The 19,041-nt window shown below is 70.7% G+C and carries 19 protein-coding genes and 1 pseudogene; 16 read left to right on the forward strand and 4 right to left on the reverse strand.

All coding sequences use genetic code 11. The features are described 5' to 3' along the window. Window positions 1–30 precede the first annotated feature (30 nt). Entirely contained in the window at window positions 31–714 is a 684-nt protein-coding gene (locus ACZ6TI_RS08180; RefSeq protein ID WP_465344261.1) for a response regulator, read from the forward strand. Here the strand turns inward: ACZ6TI_RS08180 and ACZ6TI_RS08185 are convergent. Then, window positions 696–1,529 carry a DUF3109 family protein gene (locus ACZ6TI_RS08185; RefSeq protein WP_465344262.1) on the reverse strand — a complete coding sequence of 278 codons (834 nt, stop codon included), beginning with the start codon at window positions 1,527–1,529 and terminating at the stop codon, window positions 696–698. The two genes, ACZ6TI_RS08180 and ACZ6TI_RS08185, sit on opposite strands and share 19 nt — an antisense overlap. 111 nt (window positions 1,530–1,640) lie before the next feature. On the opposite strand from ACZ6TI_RS08185, the gene ACZ6TI_RS08190 reads away from it, so the two are divergent. Beyond that, entirely contained in the window at window positions 1,641–2,456 is an 816-nt protein-coding gene (locus ACZ6TI_RS08190) for a sugar phosphate isomerase/epimerase family protein (protein ID WP_465344263.1), read from the forward strand. Here the strand turns inward: ACZ6TI_RS08190 and ACZ6TI_RS08195 are convergent. Beyond that, the gene (locus ACZ6TI_RS08195; RefSeq protein WP_465344264.1) at window positions 2,443–2,979 is read right to left on the reverse strand and encodes a CGNR zinc finger domain-containing protein; all 537 of its coding nucleotides are present in this window, start codon (window positions 2,977–2,979) and stop codon (window positions 2,443–2,445) included. The genes ACZ6TI_RS08190 and ACZ6TI_RS08195 overlap by 14 nt on opposite strands. 54 nt (window positions 2,980–3,033) lie before the next feature. Between ACZ6TI_RS08195 and ACZ6TI_RS08200 the strand changes: the two genes are divergently transcribed. From ACZ6TI_RS08200 to ACZ6TI_RS08220, 5 genes are all read left to right on the forward strand, one after another. Continuing rightward, window positions 3,034–3,954 (forward strand): proline dehydrogenase family protein, encoded by a 921-nt coding sequence (locus ACZ6TI_RS08200; RefSeq protein WP_465344265.1) that lies wholly within the window; start codon window positions 3,034–3,036, stop codon window positions 3,952–3,954. A 198-nt stretch (window positions 3,955–4,152) separates the two neighbouring features. Next, the gene (locus tag ACZ6TI_RS08205; RefSeq protein WP_364298909.1) at window positions 4,153–4,365 is read left to right on the forward strand and encodes a helix-turn-helix domain-containing protein; all 213 of its coding nucleotides are present in this window, start codon (window positions 4,153–4,155) and stop codon (window positions 4,363–4,365) included. Between the two features lie 119 nt (window positions 4,366–4,484). Further along, window positions 4,485–4,646 carry a 30S ribosomal protein bS22 gene (locus tag ACZ6TI_RS08210; RefSeq protein WP_465344266.1) on the forward strand — a complete coding sequence of 54 codons (162 nt, stop codon included), beginning with the start codon at window positions 4,485–4,487 and terminating at the stop codon, window positions 4,644–4,646. An 84-nt stretch (window positions 4,647–4,730) separates the two neighbouring features. Beyond that, complete coding sequence (locus tag ACZ6TI_RS08215) at window positions 4,731–5,855, forward strand: NAD-dependent epimerase/dehydratase family protein (protein WP_465344267.1); 1,125 nt, start codon at window positions 4,731–4,733, stop codon at window positions 5,853–5,855. Further along, window positions 5,852–6,811, forward strand: a complete 960-nt coding sequence (locus ACZ6TI_RS08220; RefSeq protein ID WP_465344268.1) for a lysophospholipid acyltransferase family protein — start codon at window positions 5,852–5,854, stop codon at window positions 6,809–6,811. Before ACZ6TI_RS08215 ends, ACZ6TI_RS08220 begins: the two co-directional genes overlap by 4 nt. A gap of 396 nt (window positions 6,812–7,207) precedes the next feature. Here the strand turns inward: ACZ6TI_RS08220 and ACZ6TI_RS08225 are convergent. Continuing rightward, window positions 7,208–8,065 (reverse strand): annotated as a pseudogene (locus ACZ6TI_RS08225) (DUF5667 domain-containing protein); the annotation flags it as partial. A 157-nt stretch (window positions 8,066–8,222) separates the two neighbouring features. After that, on the reverse strand, window positions 8,223–9,107 hold the full coding sequence (locus ACZ6TI_RS08230; protein WP_465344315.1) for an ECF subfamily RNA polymerase sigma factor, BldN family: 885 nt from the start codon (window positions 9,105–9,107) through the stop codon (window positions 8,223–8,225). Window positions 9,108–9,543: 436 nt separating this feature from the next. On the opposite strand from ACZ6TI_RS08230, the gene ACZ6TI_RS08235 reads away from it, so the two are divergent. From ACZ6TI_RS08235 to ACZ6TI_RS08275, 9 genes are all read left to right on the forward strand, one after another. Continuing rightward, complete coding sequence (locus ACZ6TI_RS08235) at window positions 9,544–11,034, forward strand: AMP-binding protein (protein ID WP_465344269.1); 1,491 nt, start codon at window positions 9,544–9,546, stop codon at window positions 11,032–11,034. After that, on the forward strand, window positions 11,031–11,279 hold the full coding sequence (locus tag ACZ6TI_RS08240) for a glutaredoxin family protein (RefSeq protein ID WP_465344270.1): 249 nt from the start codon (window positions 11,031–11,033) through the stop codon (window positions 11,277–11,279). The genes ACZ6TI_RS08235 and ACZ6TI_RS08240 overlap by 4 nt, the downstream gene beginning before the upstream one ends. A gap of 9 nt (window positions 11,280–11,288) precedes the next feature. Beyond that, the gene (locus ACZ6TI_RS08245; RefSeq protein WP_465344271.1) at window positions 11,289–11,930 is read left to right on the forward strand and encodes an HAD family hydrolase; all 642 of its coding nucleotides are present in this window, start codon (window positions 11,289–11,291) and stop codon (window positions 11,928–11,930) included. 240 nt (window positions 11,931–12,170) lie between these two features. Continuing rightward, window positions 12,171–12,911, forward strand: a complete 741-nt coding sequence (locus ACZ6TI_RS08250) for a redox-sensing transcriptional repressor Rex (RefSeq protein ID WP_465344272.1) — start codon at window positions 12,171–12,173, stop codon at window positions 12,909–12,911. Beyond that, a complete protein-coding gene (locus ACZ6TI_RS08255) occupies window positions 12,908–14,197 on the forward strand; it encodes a glutamyl-tRNA reductase (protein WP_465344273.1) in 1,290 nt (429 codons plus the stop codon). Before ACZ6TI_RS08250 ends, ACZ6TI_RS08255 begins: the two co-directional genes overlap by 4 nt. After that, entirely contained in the window at window positions 14,194–15,123 is a 930-nt protein-coding gene (gene hemC, locus ACZ6TI_RS08260; RefSeq protein WP_465344274.1) for a hydroxymethylbilane synthase, read from the forward strand. Before ACZ6TI_RS08255 ends, hemC begins: the two co-directional genes overlap by 4 nt. Next, window positions 15,120–16,706: a bifunctional uroporphyrinogen-III C-methyltransferase/uroporphyrinogen-III synthase gene (locus tag ACZ6TI_RS08265; protein WP_465344275.1), complete on the forward strand. Its 1,587-nt coding sequence runs from the start codon at window positions 15,120–15,122 to the stop codon at window positions 16,704–16,706. Before hemC ends, ACZ6TI_RS08265 begins: the two co-directional genes overlap by 4 nt. A gap of 10 nt (window positions 16,707–16,716) precedes the next feature. Next, window positions 16,717–17,706 (forward strand): porphobilinogen synthase, encoded by a 990-nt coding sequence (hemB, locus tag ACZ6TI_RS08270; protein ID WP_465344276.1) that lies wholly within the window; start codon window positions 16,717–16,719, stop codon window positions 17,704–17,706. Window positions 17,707–18,393: 687 nt separating this feature from the next. Continuing rightward, window positions 18,394–19,041: helix-turn-helix domain-containing protein (locus tag ACZ6TI_RS08275; RefSeq protein ID WP_465344277.1), on the forward strand; the 648-nt coding region annotated here is incomplete at its 3' end.

Below are 19,041 nucleotides of genomic sequence, written 5' to 3' on the forward strand. Positions count from 1 at the left end.
GCCCGGCCGGGCAAACGAAAGGAACCCCCATTGGCCCGCGTGCTCGTGGTAGAGGATGAGGAGTCGTTCTCCGACGCCTTGTCATACATGCTGCGTAAGGAAGGCTTCGAGGTCTCGGTCGCGCCGACCGGCACCTCCGCGCTCACCCAGTTCGACCGGACCGGCGCGGACATCGTGCTGCTCGACCTGATGCTGCCCGAGATGTCCGGCACCGAGGTCTGCCGTCAGTTGCGGCAGCGCTCGGCCGTGCCGATCATCATGGTCACCGCCCGGGACAGCGAGATCGACAAGGTGGTCGGGCTGGAGATCGGCGCCGACGACTACGTCACGAAGCCGTACTCGCCGCGTGAGCTGGTCGCCCGGATCCGTGCCGTGCTGCGCCGGCAGGGCACCGAACAGGCTGAGGTGACCACGCCGACGCTGGCCGCCGGCCCGGTCCGGATGGACGTGGAGCGGCACGTGGTGACGGTCGAGGGATCGTCGGTGCAGCTGCCGCTCAAGGAGTTCGAGCTGCTCGAGCTGCTGCTGCGCAACGCCGGCCGGGTGCTGACCCGGGGGCAGCTGATCGACCGGGTCTGGGGCGCCGACTATGTGGGCGACACCAAGACGCTGGACGTGCACGTCAAACGGCTGCGGTCCAAGGTGGAGCCGGAGCCCAGCGCGCCGCGTTACATCGTGACCGTGCGCGGCCTGGGCTACAAGTTCGAGCCCTGAGCCCGGGCCTTGGTGGTCGCCGGGTGCTCGGCGACGAGCCCGGCGGCGAGCCGGGCGTCGCACAGCTCGGCGAGTCGGTTGTATGCGTCCTCGCCCACCAGCGCGATCAGCTCGGGCGCATAGGTCCGGAACATCGGCTCCGTGCCCACGTGCGCGTCCGGTGACGAGGTGCACCACCAGTCGAGATCGTGCCCGCCGGGGCCCCAGCCGCGGCGGTCGAACTCGGTCAGCGTGGACTGCAGGATCTTGGTGCCGTCCGGCCGCTCCACCCAGTTTTGCTCGCGGCGCACCGGCAGCTGCCAGCAGACGTCGGGCTTGTAGGTGAGCGGGTGCACGCCGTCGCGCAGCGCCTGGCCGTGCAGCGCGCAGCCGGCGCCACCGGCGAAGTCGGCGTCGTTTTGGAACACGCAGGGGCCGTCCGCCGTCTGGGTGGCGGTGCGCCGGGCCGGCTTGGTGCCGTCCACGGTGTCCATCTCGGTGTAGTTCTTGAAGCCCTTGCGGTGGTGCTGCCAGGTCTCCGGGGTGAGCCGCTGAACGGCCGCCTTCACCCGGGTTTCGTCGTCGGCGTCGGTGAAGAAGGCGCCGTGCGAGCAGCAGCCCTCGTGCGCGCGGCCGGCGATGATGCCGTGGCAGGCCGAGCCGAAGACGCACGTCCACCGGGACAGCAGCCAGGTCAGATCGGCGCGGACGACATGCTGATCATCGGCGGGGTCGGGGAACTCGATCCACTCACGGGCGAAATCGAGGTCGACCTCCTCGGCACGGGCTGCTGCCGTGGCGCCGAGGGTGATGCGTACGGGGGTGCGGCGGCTCACCTGCGACAGCGTACGCGGGTGGGTGAAGCGCATCGGCACGCCGCCCGGTTTGATTGGCAATGTCCAGCCACGAGTCGGGCTCCCGAGCACCACGGGTTTACGCTGGGGAGCGTGAAGTCCCGGGTTCCCGTACTCCTGTCCAGCTCCTCGGTTTTTCCCGAGCCGACCGCGGCCGCGTTCGAGATGGCGGCGACGGTCGGGTTCGACGGGCTCGAGGTGATGGTCTGGACGGACGCCGTCAGCCAGGACGCGGATGCCCTGGGCGTGCTGTCCGGGCACTACGACGTCCCGGTGCTGAGCGTGCACGCGCCCTGCCTGCTGGTCACCCAGCGGGTGTGGAGCCCCGACCCGTGGGAGCGGCTCAATCGGGCGGCGCAGCTGGCCGAGACGTTGGGCGCGCCGACCGTGGTGGTGCACCCGCCGTTCAGCTGGCAGCGGGACTACGCGAAGAACTTCGTGCCCGGCCTGGCCAAGGTGCAGGCGCGCCATCCGGACATCGTCTTCGCGATCGAGAACATGTTCCCGGTGAAGATGGCCGGGCGCTGGTTCGTGCCCTATACCCCGGGGTGGGATCCGACGACGACCGGCTTCGACGCGTACACGCTGGATCTGTCGCACTGTTCCGCGGCGCGGATCGACGCGCTCGAGCTGGCCGACCGGATGGGCGCCGGCCTCAAGCACGTGCACCTGGGCGACGGCACCGGCGAGGGCCGCGACGAGCATCTGGTGCCCGGCCGGGGCAACCAGCCGTGCGCCGAGCTGCTGGGCTCGCTGGCCGGCCGCGGCTTCACCGGATCGGTCGCGCTCGAGGTGTCCACTCGAAAGGTGACCAGCCGCGCGGTGCGCGAGGCCGATCTGCGCGAGTCGCTGGCCTTCGCCCGGCGGCACCTGGCCCAGGCCGGCACACCCGCGGCTACGCGGGCGTAAGACTGGCGGCCCGCTTGCGGGCCCGATGCGCGGCCACGTGTGACCGGGTGGCGCAGCGCTCCGAGCAGAAGCGCCGGCAGTTGTTCGACGACGTGTCGAGATAGACGTTGCCGCAGCGGTCGTCGGCGCAGATGCCGAACCGCGCGCTGCCGAACTCGCACAGCCACACCGACAGGCCCCACACCGCGCCGGCCAGGTATTCCGCGCTGACCGAGGCGCCGCGGCTGGTCACGTGCATGTGCCAGTCGCTGGCGTCGTGGCCGGAGATGCGCGGCTGGACCGGGAAGGCGGCGAGCAGAGCGTTGAGCTCGTTGACCGCTTCACCGTCGCGGCCGCCGGTGCCGTGCTCGAAGACCTCACGCAGTCGCCGCTGGGCGCGCCGGAAGACGGGCACGTCCTTCTCCGCCGCCTCGTCAGCCATCCAGCGGTGTTCCTCGCCGAACAGGGCCCGGAGCCCGGCGAGATCGTCCAGGTCCGCGTTCACAAGATCAACGGCGGTCCGGGCGTACGCATCGAAGTCCACCCGACAAAGGTAGCTGCCCCTGCCCCCGGATGGCTCGGGCGATACGCTCGCCCCATGCTCCGATCCGTCTTTCTCGCCGCCGCCGGATCGTCCCGGTTGGAGCGGCTGGTCGAGTCCGCCCCCGTCAGCAAGAGCATCGTGCGCCGGTTCGTCGCGGGCAGCGGAGTGGACGACGCGCTGCGGTCGGCCCGTGCCCTGGCCGACGACGGCATGGGGATCAGCCTCGACTACCTGGGCGAGGACACGCTGACCGCCGAGCAGGCGACGGCCACCAAAGAGCAATATGTGACGCTGCTCTCCCGGTTGCGCGAGGCCGGCCTGACCCCGGCCGCCGAGGTCAGCGTGAAGCTGTCCGCGTTGGGGCAAAAGGTCGACGATCGCATGGCATATGACCATGCCCACGAGATCTGCGCGGCGGCGAGCGCGGCGGGCACCACCGTGACGCTCGACATGGAGGACCACACCACCACCGACTCGACCCTGGAGATCCTGGCCGAGTTGCGCAAGGACCACCCGGCCACCGGCGCGGTGCTGCAGGCCTATCTGCGGCGCACCGAGGGCGACTGCCGTGAGCTCGCCGCGGCCGGGTCCCGGGTCCGGCTCTGCAAGGGCGCCTATGCGGAGCCCGAGTCGGTCGCGTTCCAGTCCGCGCTCGACGTGGACAAGTCCTACGTGCGCTGCCTGAACATCCTGATGTCGGGGGAGGGCTACCCGATGGTGGCCACCCACGACCCGCGGCTGATCGCGATCGCCGAGGACCGGGCCCGCTGGTTCGACCGCGACGCCTCGGAGTACGAGTTCCAGATGCTCTACGGCGTCCGCCCCGAGGAGCAGGCCCGGCTGGCCGGAAACGGTCACTCGGTCCGGGTCTACGTCCCGTACGGCGACCAGTGGTACGGCTACCTGATGCGCCGGCTCGCCGAGCGTCCGGCCAATCTGGCCTTCTTCGGACGCGCGCTGACCTCGCGTAAGTAACCTTTTCGGGCTAAACAGGCACGATCTCCGGCGCGTCGGCTTGACTTTTTTGAGCCGTTTTCACGGAACGTATCGCCGTGGTCACAGAAGCATCGATACCGTACTGGTGACACGCGCGTTTGACCGCTTCGGCACATGGCCATTCCGGCCTCGCCCGGCCGCGGCGGCAGCGCCGGCGAGAGGATCGGTGCAACGGAGATGACGGGTCCAGCCCAGTCCGAGGAGCGGTTGTCCGAGGTGCGGTTCCTGACCGTCGCCGAGGTGGCCGCACTCATGCGAGTCTCCAAGATGACGGTCTACCGGCTCGTGCACGGAGGTGACCTGACCGCCGTGCGGGTCGGGCGCTCGTTCCGGGTGCCGGAGCACGCGGTGCACGAATACCTGCGGGGTGCCTTCAGCCAGACGGCCTGACAGCAGGTCAGCGGGGGCCGTGTTGGTCTCGCGTCGGCGAGACCGCTACGCTGGTGCGGTTGGTTCCCGGGTCGTGGCGCGCTTTGCAGCGCGGGCCCGGGCCGCCGTCCAGTCAGCGGATGCAGACCGCGCTTCGATGCGCGTCGGTCCGACTCAACACGGTTCGAGAGGCATTTCGTATGGGCTCCGTGGTCAAGAAGCGCCGCAAGCGTATGGCGAAGAAGAAGCACCGCAAGCTGCTGCGCAAGACCCGCGTCCAGCGTCGCCGTTTGGGCAAGTGATGAGCCGCCGGGCGGCACGCCCGGCCGGCTCCACTTGCCTTTCCTAACGCCGCCACCGGTGTGAGAAGGGCGGACCAGGTGACGATGCCTCCGCGCGTTGTGGTGGTCACCGGGGTCAGCCGTTTTCTCGGTGCCCGGGTGGCCGCGAGACTCGCTGCCCACCCGGGCGTCGAGCGTGTCATCGGCCTGGATCCGATCGACCCGCCGCCGGGGCTGGCCCGTCTGCTCGAAAACGTCGAGTTGATCCGGGCCGACGCGCGCGCCGCGACGGGCGCGATCGCCGACCTGGGCGCCGAGGCGGTGGTGCATCTCGCCGTCACCAGCGCGCCCGACCCCAAGCACGGCGGTCGCGCGGCGATGAAAGAGCAGAACGTCATCGGCACGATGCAGCTGCTGGCCGCCGCCCAGGCGGCCGGGCCGCTGCGCAAGCTCGTGGTGCGTTCGTCCACGGCGGCCTACGGCGCGTCCTTCAAGGACCCGGCGGTCTTCACCGAGGACACCGAGCCGCGGGCGGTGCCGCGCGGCTCGTTCGCCCGCGACATCCTCGACATCGAGGGCTACGTGCGCGGGTTCCGCCGTCGCCGCCCCGAGGTGGGCGCCACCGTGCTGCGGTTCGCGCCGTTCATCAGCGCTTCCGCCGACACCACCCTGACCCGATACTTCGCCCGTCCGTGGGTGCCCACCGTGTGGGGCCGCGACGCCCGGCTGCAGTTCGTGCATGTGGACGACGCGCTGGAGATCCTGCACCGCGCGGTGGTCGAGGACCACCCGGGCACCTTCAACGTGGCCGGCGACGGGGTCGTCGTGCTCTCCCAGGCCGTGCGCCGGGCCGGCCGCATCTCGGTGCCGCTGCTCGAGGGCACGCTGTCGTCGGTCGCCTCGGTGGCGCGCAACATCGGCGTCGGGCAGATCGGCCTCGACCAGATCGACTGGTTCGTGCACGGCCGGGTGGTCGACACCACCCGCCTGGTCCAGGAGTTCGGCTTCACGCCACGCACCACGGCCGAGGCGTTCGACGACTTCATCGAGGGACACGGGAACGGCGCGTCGCTGACCGTCGACCGGCTGGCCGCGGCGGAGAAGGCGATCCTCGAGGGGATCCGGGCGGTCCGCGCGTCGGCCGTCGCGGCGGCTCGAGAAGCCACGGCTCGAGAAGCCACGGCGCGGGACGCGTCGGCCGCCTCAGTTGCGGGAAGAGATGAAACGTGAGCCAGGACGAGTTCCGCCGCGAGGCGCTCCCCGGGCACCTCGACTTCGAGCTGCCCGGTGACGAGGCCGGCGCGACCCTGAACGGCAGCAACGGCCACCGCACCCGGGACACCGTCGACATCTGGGATCAGCGGGTCGCCCGCGGCCTCGCCTTCCTGCGCCGGCGACTGGCGGGCGCCTATGAGGTGGACGACTTCGGCTTCGACCCGGAGCTCACCGACAACGTGTTCTATCCGATGCTCAAGGTGCTCTACCGCGACTGGTTCCGCACCGAGGTGCTGGGCATCGAAAACGTCCCGGAGGACGGTGGCGGGCTGCTCGTCGGCAATCACTCGGGCACGCTCGCGCTGGACGCGATGATGCTGTCGGTGGCGCTGCACGACCGCCACCCGGCCGACCGGCACCTGCGGCTGCTCGGCGCCGACCTGGTGTTCAGCGTTCCGGTGATGTCCGAACTGGCCCGCAAGGCCGGCGCCACGGTGGCCTGTAACCCCGACGCCGAGCGGCTGATGAGCTCGGGCGAACTGGTCGGCGTGTTCCCCGAGGGCTTCAAGGGCATCGGCAAAAACTACTCGGATCGCTACAAGCTGCAGCGCTTCGGCCGCGGCGGCTTCGTGTCGGCGGCCCTGCGCACCGGCACGCCGATCATCCCGGTGGGCATCGTCGGCGCGGAGGAGATCTATCCGATGCTGGCCGACCTCAAGCCGCTGGCCCGGTTGCTCGGGGTGCCGTTCTTCCCGATCACGCCGACCTTCCCGTGGCTCGGGCCGCTGGGTCTGGTGCCGCTGCCCAGCAAATGGCTGATCCAGTTCTGCCCGCCGATCCCGACCGCGCACCTGACCGATTTCGCGGACGACCCGATGGTGGTCTACAACCTGGCCGACCAGGTGCGCGAGACGATCCAGGCGACACTTCTCGATCTTCTGGAGAAAAGGCCGGACCCGTTCGGGCCGTGACGTCCTAAAATGGAGTCGAGGGGCGGACCCGGTAACACCCGGCACCGCCCCTCGCCACGTTCCGTGCTTTCTTGCTCAGCCTGTCGGCAATGCTCAGCCGAAGATGCCGATCAGGCCGTCGAGCAGACCCTTGTCCTCTTCGGAGCCCTGGTCCGTGGGTTCCGACTGGGCCGGTGCCGGCTTGGTGCTCGGCACCTCGCTGGGCTTCTTCTTGTCCGTGCCGGTGGTCGCGGTGGTCCCGGTGGGGTCCTTCGCGTCCGGTTCGGCCGCGGGGTCGGTCTTCTCCGGCCGCGGCTCGGTGGTCTCCGAGTCGTCGCCGTTGGTCGCGCCCGGCTTGGTGCTGTTCTTCTGGCCGTGCCCCTGCTTGTCGCCGGACGTGCCGGACGAGTCCTGACCCGCCATGCAGTCCTTCAGGCGCGGTCCGAGCGAGTCGGCGCCGGCCTTGCTGACCGTGTTGCACGCCAGCCCGGCCCGCAGCTCGTCGGTGCGTGCCTCGACGTCGTCCAGCAGCGCCAGTGACGTCTCGGCCCGCTCCCGGTCGGCCGGCGTGAGCTTGCCCAGCACCGGCTCGAACGTCTTGCGCTGCCCGGTGACGAACCCGTCGATCCGGGTCAGCGGCGCCTTGTCGCGGCGGGCCACGGAGGCCTCGGTGAGCAGCTTGACGCCCTGCCGGGTGTCCGCGTCCATGTCGTTCAGCACGCCGCTGAACCCGTCCGCCCCGCCGGGCAGCGCGGCCGCCTCGGTGAGCCGGTTCCGCGCGAAGTCCAGCGACAGCTGGCCCCGCGTCACGTCCGATCCGGCCATCGCGAGCTGGGCCCGCTCGGTGGATCGCTTGACGCCGTAGAGCGCGTCGCCGGGTGCGGCGTTCTCGCTGGCCGCGGAGATGCCGGAGACCGCCATCGCACCGGCGGCGACGCCGATCACGATCGCGCCCCGGGCCCGGATCCGGCGCCCGCTCAGGCTGAGCAGGCTGCGCCGCGGCTCGGCGGAGTGGCCGGCCGGTTCGGTCGCGGCGGTGTCGCCGATGCCGTCCCGCTCGGCCGTGGCCACGAGCATGGCTCGCAGCCCGGTGCGGAACTCGGTCTGTACGTGTGCCCCGGAGCGGACCGCGGAGAGGCTGTGACCGATGGCGACGAGCTCGGCGAGCTCCTCGTCGGCCTGCCCACGCGAGTGGTGCCGACGACCGCCGCCGGTCTCGTCGAGAAGCTCCGCGAAGCGCTCGGCGCGCCGCCGGTCCAAGAAGTCGAACTTCACCGTGCGCACCTCCCTTCGCTTGTATGTGTCCCGCCGATCCCGTGACCGGCGATGGCAACCTTCTGGGCGGATTTCGCCGCTACCGCGGGTCGCACTCGAACAAACGGCGAACGGGTGTCTACGGTTACGGGCATCGACGATCGGTGACGTGTCGTGCTCACCACTGGAATCCCTCGGGCAGCAGGCGGGCCAGGGCTCGCACCGCCCGATACTGCAGCGCCTTGATCGCGCCCTCGTTCTTCCCCATCGTCCGAGCCGTCTCGGCCACCGAGAAGCCCTGCAGGAAGCGCAGCACGATGCACTCCTGCTGCTCGGGGTTGAGCTGCTTGACCGCGGTCAGCAGCGCGACGTTGGTGATGTGGTCGACCACCGCGGATTCCGGGCTGCCCTCGGGGCCACGGTCCTCGCGGTCCGCGTCCAGCACGTCCCCGGTGGTCACCTCCAGGCGGTAGCGGCCCGACTTGAAGTGGTCCGCGACCAGGTTGCGGGCGATCGTGACCAGCCAGGCGCCCAGGTCCCGGCCCTGCCACGTGAAGCTGCCGATCCGCTTGAGCGCCCGCAGGAAGGTGTCCGAGGTCAGGTCCTCGGCGAGCTGGCGATTGCCGACCCGGAAGTAGACGAAGCGGAAGACGGTGTCCACGTACCGGTCGTAGATCAGGCCGAAGGCCGCGGACTCACCGGCCTGGGCGCGCTCGACCAGCGCCCACACCTCGGCGGCCGCGTCGGACGGGTCCGGCCGGGCCGGGTACTTCGGTGGTTCGGACTCGGTGGGCGGGCCGGTCGTGCTCTGGGTCGGCACGACGACCTGGTTGTCGGTGGCCGCGGCAGGTTCGCTGCCGCGCTGGCCGGGGCCGGGCTGAGCGGGCATCGCCGGTCTTCCGGGAACGGCGACGCGACCGCCGACCGGCTTCGCGTTGCCGGTCTGCGGGAGGTGGCGGCTGGGGGACTCGTTGATGTGCGGGCGGTTGCGGGTGCGCTTCGGACCGTCACCCCGGATCGCGTGAGCGACGAGGATGTCGACGGATCGGGCCAGCCGACCCAGGCCCGAGTTCAGGGTGAAGCGCGCCGAACTGTACGGATCGCCGGCGTACACATCACTCACTGCGCCTCCTCAACACGGCGGGCCTGACCGACCACGAAACGACCCCGCCAGATCGCATATTCGTGGTGAATCCGTGCTTTGTGTGGCACAGCGGCCTCCTCGGGTGAGGGATGGTCACTCACAACAAAAGGGGTGGGGCGACCCGCGGATCGGCGGGCCTACCTCACCCATGGGTGTGGAGTCCGTTACACAAGCGTGAAGTATCACGGACACCGAACACACGGAGTCGCACACCGTGTGCGCTGCGCGAAAACATCCGGAAGTGGCGCAGACGAGACATCAGGAACGTCTGTCACCATGTAGGACACCCCCCGGACGGGAACGGACAGCTTGTGCGTCCTCATCCGTCCGGGGAGATGTGCCAGACTCGCTGGTCGTGGAGACGAGAGCGCGCGACGCGGTGCGAGCCGCCGCCGAGCAGCGACCGCAGACGACCGCGCTGATCGCCGGCGAGACGTCGCTGACCTGGACGGATGTTGACGAGCGGGTGGAGCTGGCGGCCGGTCGGCTGGCCGCCCTGGTCGACGCCCCGGGCGGGCGGGTGGCGATCATTCTGGGCAATACGATCGATTTCGCCGTCGTCTACTTCGGGGTCTTGCGGGCCGGGCTGGTCGCGGTGCCGCTCAACCCCGGCTACACCCCGGACGAGATCGACTTCGCACTCCGTGACTCCGGCGTGTCGCTGGTGGTTACGGAGAGTCCGATCGCGGGCGCGTCGTGCGTACCCCCGGATCTGGGGTCTGGATCTTCGGCGGCGTTCTCGCCGCCGTCCGCCGATCAGCTCGCGGTCCTGCTCTACACCTCGGGGACCAGCGGCCGGCCCAAGGGCGCGATGCTCAGCCACGCCGCGCTCGCGGCCAACCACGACCAGCTGGACCGGATCGAGCCGCCGGTGGTCGGGCCGGCCGACGTGGTGCTGCTGAGCGTGCCGTTCTTCCACGCCTACGGACTGAACACCGGGCTCGGGACGGTGGCGCACCACGGCGCGACCGGAGTGCTGGTCGAGCGGTTCGACGCGGCCGGCTCACTCGCCGCCATCGCTCGGCACCGGGTCACCGTCGCGGTCGGCGTGCCCGGCATGTACGCCGCCTGGTCGCTGACGGACTCGGCGAAGGAGTCGCTGGCCACGGTGCGCACGGCGGTGTGCGGCGCGGCGCCGCTCGACCCGGCCGACGCGGCGCGCTTCACCGCCGTGACCGGCAAGAGCGTGATCATCGGGTACGGCCTCACCGAGGCGGCGCCGGTGCTGACCACCACGGCGGTGAGCGACCGCGGCAAGGCGGGCTCGATCGGGCGCCCGCTGCCCGGCGTCGCGCTGCGGCTGCGCACGGCCGGCGGCGAGGTGCTCTGGACGGACGGCACCGCCTCCCCGGCCGAGGACCTGGCCGAGCTGGACCTCTCCGTCGAGGACTCGGCGGGCACCGACCCGGGCGAGATCGTGGTGCGCGGCGCCAACCTGTTCTCCGGCTACTGGCCGGACGGGCGCGACGGGCCGGACGCCGACGGGTGGTGGGGCACCGGCGACATCGCGTACGCGGACGGCGACGGCGACCTGCACCTGGTCGACCGGATCGGCGAGCTGATCCTGGTCAACGGCTTCAACGTCTATCCGGCCGAGATCGAGCGGGTGCTCGACGCGCACCCCGGCGTGGCCGAGGCGGCGGTGATCGCGATGCCCGACCCGGAGACCGGCCAGGCGCCGCACGCGTTCGTGGTGCCCGCGCTCGACCCGCCGCCGACCATCGCCGAGCTCCAGGTCTTCTGCGCGGCGCACCTGGCCCGCTTCAAGCAGCCGGCCGTCATCGAACTGGTCGACTCGCTGCCGCACTCGGCGATCGGCAAGGTCCGGAAACGGGAACTGGCATGACGCGGGTCACCCTGATCAGCCGGGACGGCTGCCACCTGTGCGAGGTGGCCGAGGCGGCGCTCGACCGGGTGGCGCCCGGCGACTGGACGCGGGTGGACGTGGACTCGTCGCTCGACCTGGAACGCGACTACGGCGACCGGGTGCCGGTGGTGCTGCTGGACGGCGCCGAGCACGGCTACTGGCGGGTCGAGGAGGACCGGCTGCGGCGGGATCTCGCTCGGCCGCCCGGCGCGCCCCGCCTATAGTTCCGGTTCGTGGCGCGCACTCACCTGGTCTGGGACTGGAACGGCACCCTGCTCGACGACTTCACGCTGGTGGTCCAGGCCACGAACAGCGCGTTCGCGGCGATCGGCGGACGCGACGTCGACCCTGACGAGCATCGCCGCCGGTTCCGCCGGCCGGTCGCCGAGTTCTATGCGGAGATCCTCGAGCGGGCCGTCGACGACGAGGAGTTCGGCAAGCTGGACCGGGTCTTCCACGAGGCGTACCGGCTGGGGCTGACCACGATGGCCCTGGCCGCGGACGCCAAGCGGGCGCTCACCTCGTGGCCGGGCAGCCAGTCGCTGCTCTCCATGTGGTTCCACGACGAGCTGGTGCCGGCGCTGGAGACCTATGGACTGACCGGTCACTTCACCCGGGTGGACGGACTGCGCACCGAGGTCGGCGGCCATCTCAAGGACGGGCACCTGGCCGCGCACCTGGAAGCGCTGGGCGTGACCGGGCCGGAGGCGGTGCTGATCGGCGACTCGCTGGACGACGCCCACGCGGCCGAGGCGAACGGCGCGGCGGTGGTTCTCTACACCGGCGGGTTCACCGACGCGAGCCGGCTGCGGACGATCGGCTGCCCGGTTGCGGACACCCTGGTCGAGGCCGTGGAGATCGCGCGCAGGCTCTGATGCGGGCGGTCAGTTTGTCGACGTGATTGGGCGCTGAGCGGGTGGACCGGTAATACTCGGTTGAGCAGGCTTTAACACAACGAGTGGATCTTCGTCCAGACCTCTCCTCAAGATCGCGATTTGTGCACGCCTTCACAAGCGCCTACTCTGTGACTCCGACGAGCCCCGCTACCACAGCCGGTCCCTTGCCGTCCACGGAGGGCTCTTCGCAGGTCAGCCACCTCGTCGGCACGGAGTCAGATGAGTCAGCAGCGTCACGGAAACGTCACCGGCACGCCCGGCGGTGTCCCCGCCTTCCCGGATCTCCCGGAGGCGACGATCGCCCGGTTGCCGGAATACTTGCGCGCTCTCCACAACCTCGAGGACGCCGCCGAGACCGTCTCCAGCGAGGGTCTCGCCGCGGCCGCCGGGGTGAACTCGGCCAAGCTCCGCAAGGACCTGTCCCACCTGGGTTCCTACGGAACAAGAGGCGTGGGGTACGACGTCGCGCTCCTCACCGCCCAGATCGAATACATCCTCGGGCTCGACAAGAGCCGGGCCGTCTGCCTGGTCGGCGTCGGTAACCTCGGGCACGCGCTGGCCGGCTACGACGGCTTCGCCAGCCGGGGCTTCCGCATCGTCGCGCTGTTCGACGCCGACCCCAGCCGGGTGGGCGAGTTGATCGACGGGCTGACCGTGCGGCACATCGACGAGCTGACCGCGGTCGCCGCCGAGGAGAAGATCGCGATCGGCGTCATCGCCACCCCGGCCAACGCCGCGCAGGCGGTCGCCGACGATCTGGTCGCCGCGGGGGTGACCAGCATCCTGAACTTCGCGCCGTGCGTGCTGACGGTGCCGGCCGGGGTCGACGTGCGAAAGGTCGACCTGGCCATCGAGCTGCAGATCCTGTCCTTCCACGAGCACCGCAAGGCGTCGCTGACAGCGCTGCCGGGCGGCCGGACGGCGACCACCGCGGTCGGGAACGAGGCGGTGGGGTCATGAACCTGTTGTGTGTCGGCGCGTCCTACCGCACCGCGGATGTCGCGACGCTGGAGAAACTGGTCCTGACCGCCGCCGAGCTGCCGGCCATGCTGCAGCAACTGGTCGGTCAGGCCTATGTCGGCGAGGCCGTGGTCGTCTCCACCTGCAACCGGGTGGAGATCTATGCGGCGGTCACCGGCTTCCACGGCGGCCTCGGCGACATCTGCAACGTGCTGGCCGAGCACTCCGGGGTGCCCGCGAGCGAGCTCGCCGCGCACCTCTACGTGCACTACGACGAGGCGGCCGTGCGGCACTCGTTCCGGGTGTCGGCCGGGCTGGACTCCATGGTCGTCGGTGAGGCGCAGATCCTCGGGCAACTGCGGGACGCCTACCATGCGGCGACCGAGGCGGACACCGCCGGCCGGATGCTGCACGAGCTGATGCAGCAGTCGCTGCGGGTCGGCAAGCGGGCGCACGCCGAGACCGGCATCGACAAGGCCGGGCAGAGCGTGGTCACCGCCGCTCTCGATCTGGCCGCCGACCACCTCGGTGAGCTGAGCGGCCGTCCGGCGCTGGTGATCGGCGCCGGCGCGATGGGCGCGCTGTCGGTCGCCACGCTCACCCGGGCCGGGATCGGGCCGCTGCGGATCACCAACCGCGGCGCCGAGCGGGCCGGGCGACTGGCCGAGGCCTACGGCGCGACCGCGGTGCCCTACGAAGAGCTGGACGCGGCGCTGGCCGAGGCGGAGATCGTGGTGAGCGCGACCGCGGCCGCCGAGCCGGTGCTCGACCGGGCCCGGCTGAGCGCGGCCGCGCCGCTGGTCGTGCTCGACCTGGCGGTGCCACGGGACGTGGCGCCGGACGCGACCGGCATCGACGGCGTCACGATCATCGACATCGAGGGTCTGGTGGACAGTCGCCGGGCCCGTCCGGCGGTGGCCGAGACCGCGGCCGTGGAGCAGATCGTCGCCGTCGAGGTCGAGCACTTCCTGGGCTGGCTGCGTGGCGCGGACATCGCGCCGACGGTGGCTGCGCTGCGCAATCGTGCCGACGACGTGGTCACCGCCGAGTTGCGCAAGCTGACCTCACGACGGCCGGAATTCACCGAGGAGCAACGGGCCGACGTTTCCCGTACTCTGCACCGGGTCGTCCAGCAGTTGCTGCACTCGCCGACCGTGCGGGTCCGGCAACTGGCCGCCGAACCCGGCGGGGATCAGTACGCCACCCTGCTGCGCGAACTGTTCGATCTGGACGTCCCACTCGCCACTCAGGCCGACGCCGTACCGGAGATCGGGGGTAACGCGTGAACGCGCCGCTGCGCCTCGGCACCCGGGGCAGCACCCTCGCGCTGGCTCAGTCACAGTCCGTTGCCGACGCCATCACGGCGGCGACCGGTCACCCGGTTGTGTTGGTGCGCGTCGTCACCGCGGGTGACAAGTCGTCGGCGCCGGTCGCCACCCTGGGGGTGGGTGTCTTCGTGTCCGCACTGCGGGATGCGCTGCTCGCCGACGAGATCGATCTGGCGGTGCACTCGTACAAGGATCTGCCCACCGCCGACCACCCCAGCCTGCACATCGCCGCAGTTCCGGAGCGTGCCGACCCGCGCGACGCGCTGGTCGCGCGCGACAACCTGACCCTTGCCGAGCTGCCGCCGGGCGCCACCGTCGGCACGGGGGCGGTGCGCCGAATCGCGCAATTGCATGCTTTGGGCCTAGAGTTGCAGGTCACGCCGATCCGGGGCAACGTCGACAGCCGGATCGCCCGAGTGCTCGGCCCGCAGGCCGACCTCGACGCGGTCGTCCTGGCCCGGGCCGGCGTGGTGCGTATCGGCCGTGGTGCCGAGATCACCGAAACGCTGGATCCGATGCTCATGCTGCCCGCCCCGGCCCAGGGGGCGCTGGCCGTGGAGTGCCGGTCCGGCGACGCAGACCTGATCGAGCTGCTGGCCGCACTCGATCATGCACCGTCCCGCGCCGCCGTCGTGGCGGAGCGGGCGATGCTCGCCACCCTGGAGGCCGGCTGTTCCGCGCCGGTCGCCGCACACGCCGAGCTCGCCGAGGGTGAGAACGGCGACGAGATCTACCTGCGCGGTGCCGTGATCAGCCCGGATGGGGGCCGAGCCATCCGGTTGTCGCGCACCGGAACGCCCGCCGACGCGGCGGAGATCGGTAAGGCACTCGCCGCCGACCTCCTCGACAACGGCGCCGATACCCTGATGGGGAGCACAGCATGACCACCCGCACCGCCCGCAAGCCCGCCGGACGCATCGCGTTCGTGGGCGCCGGACCAGGCGACCCCCAGCTGCTCACGCGCCGGGCGCACGACGCCCTGGTCGACGCCGACCAGGTGGTCTACGACCGTGGAGTCCCCGACTCCCTGCTCTCCGCGATCAAGGCGGAGGCCAAGGCGGACGCTCAGTTCAGCCCGGCCGAGGGCGCTTCCGGCGACGTGGCCAAGGTGCTGCTGTCGGCGGCCCGCTCCGGGCTGTCCGCCGTGCACCTGGTGGCCGGCGACCCGTTCGGCCACGAGTCCGTGGTGCGCGAGGTGCAGGCCGTCGCCCGCACCGCCGTGCACTTCGAGGTGGTGCCCGGGGTCGGCCAGGCCGAGGGCGTCGCGACCTACGCGGGCGTGCCGCTGCCCGGCGTGCGCACCGTGGCCGATGTCGACGACGTGGCCGCGCTCGACTTCGAGGCGCTCGCCACCTCGGCCCGCAAGGGCTCGTTCGCCGTCGCGGTGGACGCCGGCGATCTCGCCGCGGTCCGCGACGGCCTGCTGGCCGCCGGCATCGAGCCCGGCACTCCGGTCGGCGTGACCGGCGACGGCACCGGCGAGACGCAGTACACGACCTCCTCCACCGTGGACAGCTTCGTGGCCGCGGCACTCGGCTTCACCGGCCGGGTGGTGCTCACCGTCGGCGGCGAGGTCGCGCAGCGCGACAAGCTGAGCTGGTGGGAAAACCGCCCGCTGTACGGCTGGAAGGTGCTCGTCCCGCGCACCAAGGAGCAGGCCGGCGCGATGAGCGCGCGGCTGCGTGCCTACGGCGCGATCCCGTGTGAGGTGCCGACCATCGCGGTCGAGCCGCCGCGCACCCCGGCGCAGATGGAACGCGCGGTCAAGGGCCTGGTCGACGGCCGCTACGCCTGGGTCGTCTTCACCTCGGTGAACGCGGTCCGCGCGGTGTGGGAGAAGTTCGCCGAGCACGGCCTGGACGCCCGCCACTTCGGCGGCGTCAAGATCGCCTGCATCGGTGAGGCCACCGCCGACGCGGTCCGGGCGTTCGGCATCCAGCCCGAGCTGATCCCGGCCGGCGACCAGTCCAGCGAGGGCCTGCTGGCCGAGTTCTCGCCGCACGACGAGATCCTCGACCCGGTCGGCCGGGTGCTGCTGCCGCGCGCCGACATCGCGACCGAGACGCTGGCCGCGGGCCTGATCGAGCGCGGCTGGGAGGTCGACGACGTGACGGCATACCGCACGGTGCGCGCCGCGCCGCCGCCGGCCGACATCCGTGACGCGATCAAGAGCGGCGGCTTCGACGCCGTCCTCTTCACCTCGTCGTCCACGGTCCGCAACCTGGTCGGCATCGCCGGCAAGCCGCACGCCCGCACGGTGGTCGCGGTGATCGGTCCGAAGACGGCCGAGACCGCCACCGAGTTCGGCCTCCGGGTCGACGTCCAGCCACAGCACGCCTCGGTGCCCGACCTGGTCGAGGCGCTCGCCGAATACGCGATCGAGCTCCGCGAGAAGCTGGCCGCGATGCCGGCCAAGCAGCGCCGCGGCTCAAAGGTGCAGGGCCCGACAGCACTGAGGTTCCGCTAAGGAGTAGTCCATGTCGTACCCGGACATCCGTCCGCGCCGCCTGCGCCGCACTCCGGCGATGCGCCGCCTGGTCGAGGAGACCAGGGTGGCGCCCGCCGAGCTGGTGCTGCCGCTGTTCGTCAAGGAAGGCCTGACCGAGCCGCGGCCGATCAGCTCCCTCCCCGGCATCGTGCAGCACTCGCGCGAGAGCCTGCGCAAGGCGGCGCACGAGGCGGTCCGGGCGGGCGTCGGCGGCCTGATGATCTACGGCGTGCCCACCAACGACCACAAGGACGAGACCGGCTCAGCGGGCCTCGACCCCGACGGCATCCTCAACGTGGCGATCCGCGACGTGATCGAGGAGGTCGGCGACAGCACGGTGGTCATGAGCGACCTGTGCCTGGACGAATTCACCTCCCACGGCCACTGCGGAGTCCTGGCCGACGACGGCAGCGTAGACAACGACGCCACCCTGGCCATCTATGCGGAACTGGCAGTCGCCCAGGCCACCGCCGGCGCCCACATGCTGGGCGCCTCCGGCATGATGGACGGCCAAATCGGCGTGACGCGCAAGGCGTTGGACAAGGCAAACTTCAAAGACACGGCAATCCTGGCGTACGCCGCCAAATACGCCGGCGCCTTCTACGGCCCATTCCGGCAGGCAGTGGAATCCTCCCTGGAAGGCGACCGCCGCCAATACCAGCAGGACCCACCAAACCTCCAAGAGGCTCTGCGCGAGGTAGACCTGGACGTAGCCGAGGGCGCCGACATAGTAATGGTGAAACCAGCCCTCCCCTACCTGGACGTAGTAGCAGCCATCCGAGACCGAGTAACGATCCCGGTAGCCGCCTACCAGGTCTCCGGCGAATACGCGATGGTCGAGGCCGCAGCCGCCAACGGCTGGATAGACCGCGACCGAGTAATCCTGGAAACCCTGACATCAATAAAGCGAGCCGGCGCCCAGATAACCCTCACCTACTGGGCAACCGAAGCAGCCAACCTCCTTCGCGACCGCTACTGAGCCCGGAAAACCAGCCACCCGGACGCCGAGAACGGCCTTGGCTTTCTCCAACGCCGGTGACGTCCGAGCCGACAGTGTTGAAGGCGCCCGCCTGACTGCGCAAAGCAGGCCGGGGCCAAGGCCGATCACGCGCGCCCAAACGCGCTTCTGGCCGAGCCACACCGACTACTTCTCGTAGCCGTCCCACCAAACCACCCCAAGCGTCCGCGGCCCCTTTGCTCTGCTTCCTCTAAGGAAGCAGCGTGTGACCTGGGCTTAAGCGTGTGTTCATGCCGCAGACCAAATGTCGGCATAACTTAGCGTCACCCTCGCTCCCTCTGAGGGCGCAGAGCCCCTTGCTTCCTGAGAGGAAGCGGCGGACGCAGAGCCTCTGAGGGCGCAGAGCCCCTTTGCTTCCTGAGAGGAAGCGGCGGACGCAGAGCCTCTGAGGGCGCAGAGCCTCTCTGCTTCCTGAGAGGAAGCGGCGGACGCAGAGCCTCTGAGGGCGCAGAGCCTCTCTGCTTCCTGAGAGGAAGCGGAGGGGCCTTGCCCGGGCCTCGCGGGCCGTCGGCGGATGGGCCGCTTCCTCAGAGGAAGCAGAGCAAAGGCCCCAGACATGGGCTCGGCGCGGTGCCGATCGTTATCCACACCACGAGTCTGTCCACAGCGGCGGACCGTTCTCCGTCGGTTGTCTGCGACGTTACCGGCATGGATTTGCAACCAACCGTCCCTGAGCCGACCGGCCGGGCAGGGGATGAGCCGTTTCCGTTTGCTGGATTTGTTCGTCGCGTTCGACGCATCAGCGTGCAGAGCCAACGAGAACTGGCCGAGTCGGTCGGGGTGGCACCGTCGACGATCGGCAAGCTTGAAGCGGGCTCGAGGCAACCGGGTCCACACCTCTTCCAGCGGATCCTGGACGTGGCCGAGCTGAGCCTTGTCGTCGTTGACAAGAACGGTCGGGTCGTCGAGCCGATGCGGGACTGGGATGACACGCGCGATGGCGCCGACCGGCGCTATCCAAGTCACCTGGAGACGATTCTGGATCCTGAGCCGGGCGAATGGTGGGCCGACGTCTACGGGCTGGCGCGGCCGCCCGAGACCTTTCACCGGGATCGGGAATGGCGCGAGGTGCTCAGGCAGCGCAGCCAGTGGGAGGTGCGGGTGGCCAAGTACCGGTCGGTGCCGCCGCCGCCCGACCCGCATTACTGGTGGCGGAAGAATCGGGCGGGGGGGGGGGGGGGGGGGGGAAAGGGGGGGGGGGGGGGGGGGGTGGGGGGGGGGGGGGGGGGTGGTGGGGGGGGGGGGGGGGGGGAGGGGGGGCGCACGCTCATCCCGATGATGAAGGAGTGCGGGTAC

It is taken from the genome of Actinoplanes sp. NPDC051388 (genome assembly GCF_055586225.1).

Excerpts from the sequence above, each read along its gene's own strand:
- ACZ6TI_RS08205 (WP_364298909.1), top strand. The coding sequence starts at position 4,153 with ATGACGGGTCCAGCCCAGTCCGAGGAGCGGTTGTCCGAGGTGCGGTTC.
- ACZ6TI_RS08240 (WP_465344270.1), top strand. The coding sequence starts at position 11,031 with ATGACGCGGGTCACCCTGATCAGCCGGGACGGCTGCCACCTGTGCGAG.
- hemB (WP_465344276.1), top strand. The coding sequence starts at position 16,717 with ATGTCGTACCCGGACATCCGTCCGCGCCGCCTGCGCCGCACTCCGGCG.
- ACZ6TI_RS08255 (WP_465344273.1), top strand. The coding sequence starts at position 12,908 with ATGAACCTGTTGTGTGTCGGCGCGTCCTACCGCACCGCGGATGTCGCG.
- ACZ6TI_RS08265 (WP_465344275.1), top strand. The coding sequence starts at position 15,120 with ATGACCACCCGCACCGCCCGCAAGCCCGCCGGACGCATCGCGTTCGTG.
- ACZ6TI_RS08215 (WP_465344267.1), top strand. The coding sequence starts at position 4,731 with ATGCCTCCGCGCGTTGTGGTGGTCACCGGGGTCAGCCGTTTTCTCGGT.
- ACZ6TI_RS08250 (WP_465344272.1), top strand. The coding sequence starts at position 12,171 with ATGAGTCAGCAGCGTCACGGAAACGTCACCGGCACGCCCGGCGGTGTC.
- ACZ6TI_RS08210 (WP_465344266.1), top strand. The coding sequence starts at position 4,485 with ATGCAGACCGCGCTTCGATGCGCGTCGGTCCGACTCAACACGGTTCGA.
- ACZ6TI_RS08200 (WP_465344265.1), top strand. The coding sequence starts at position 3,034 with ATGCTCCGATCCGTCTTTCTCGCCGCCGCCGGATCGTCCCGGTTGGAG.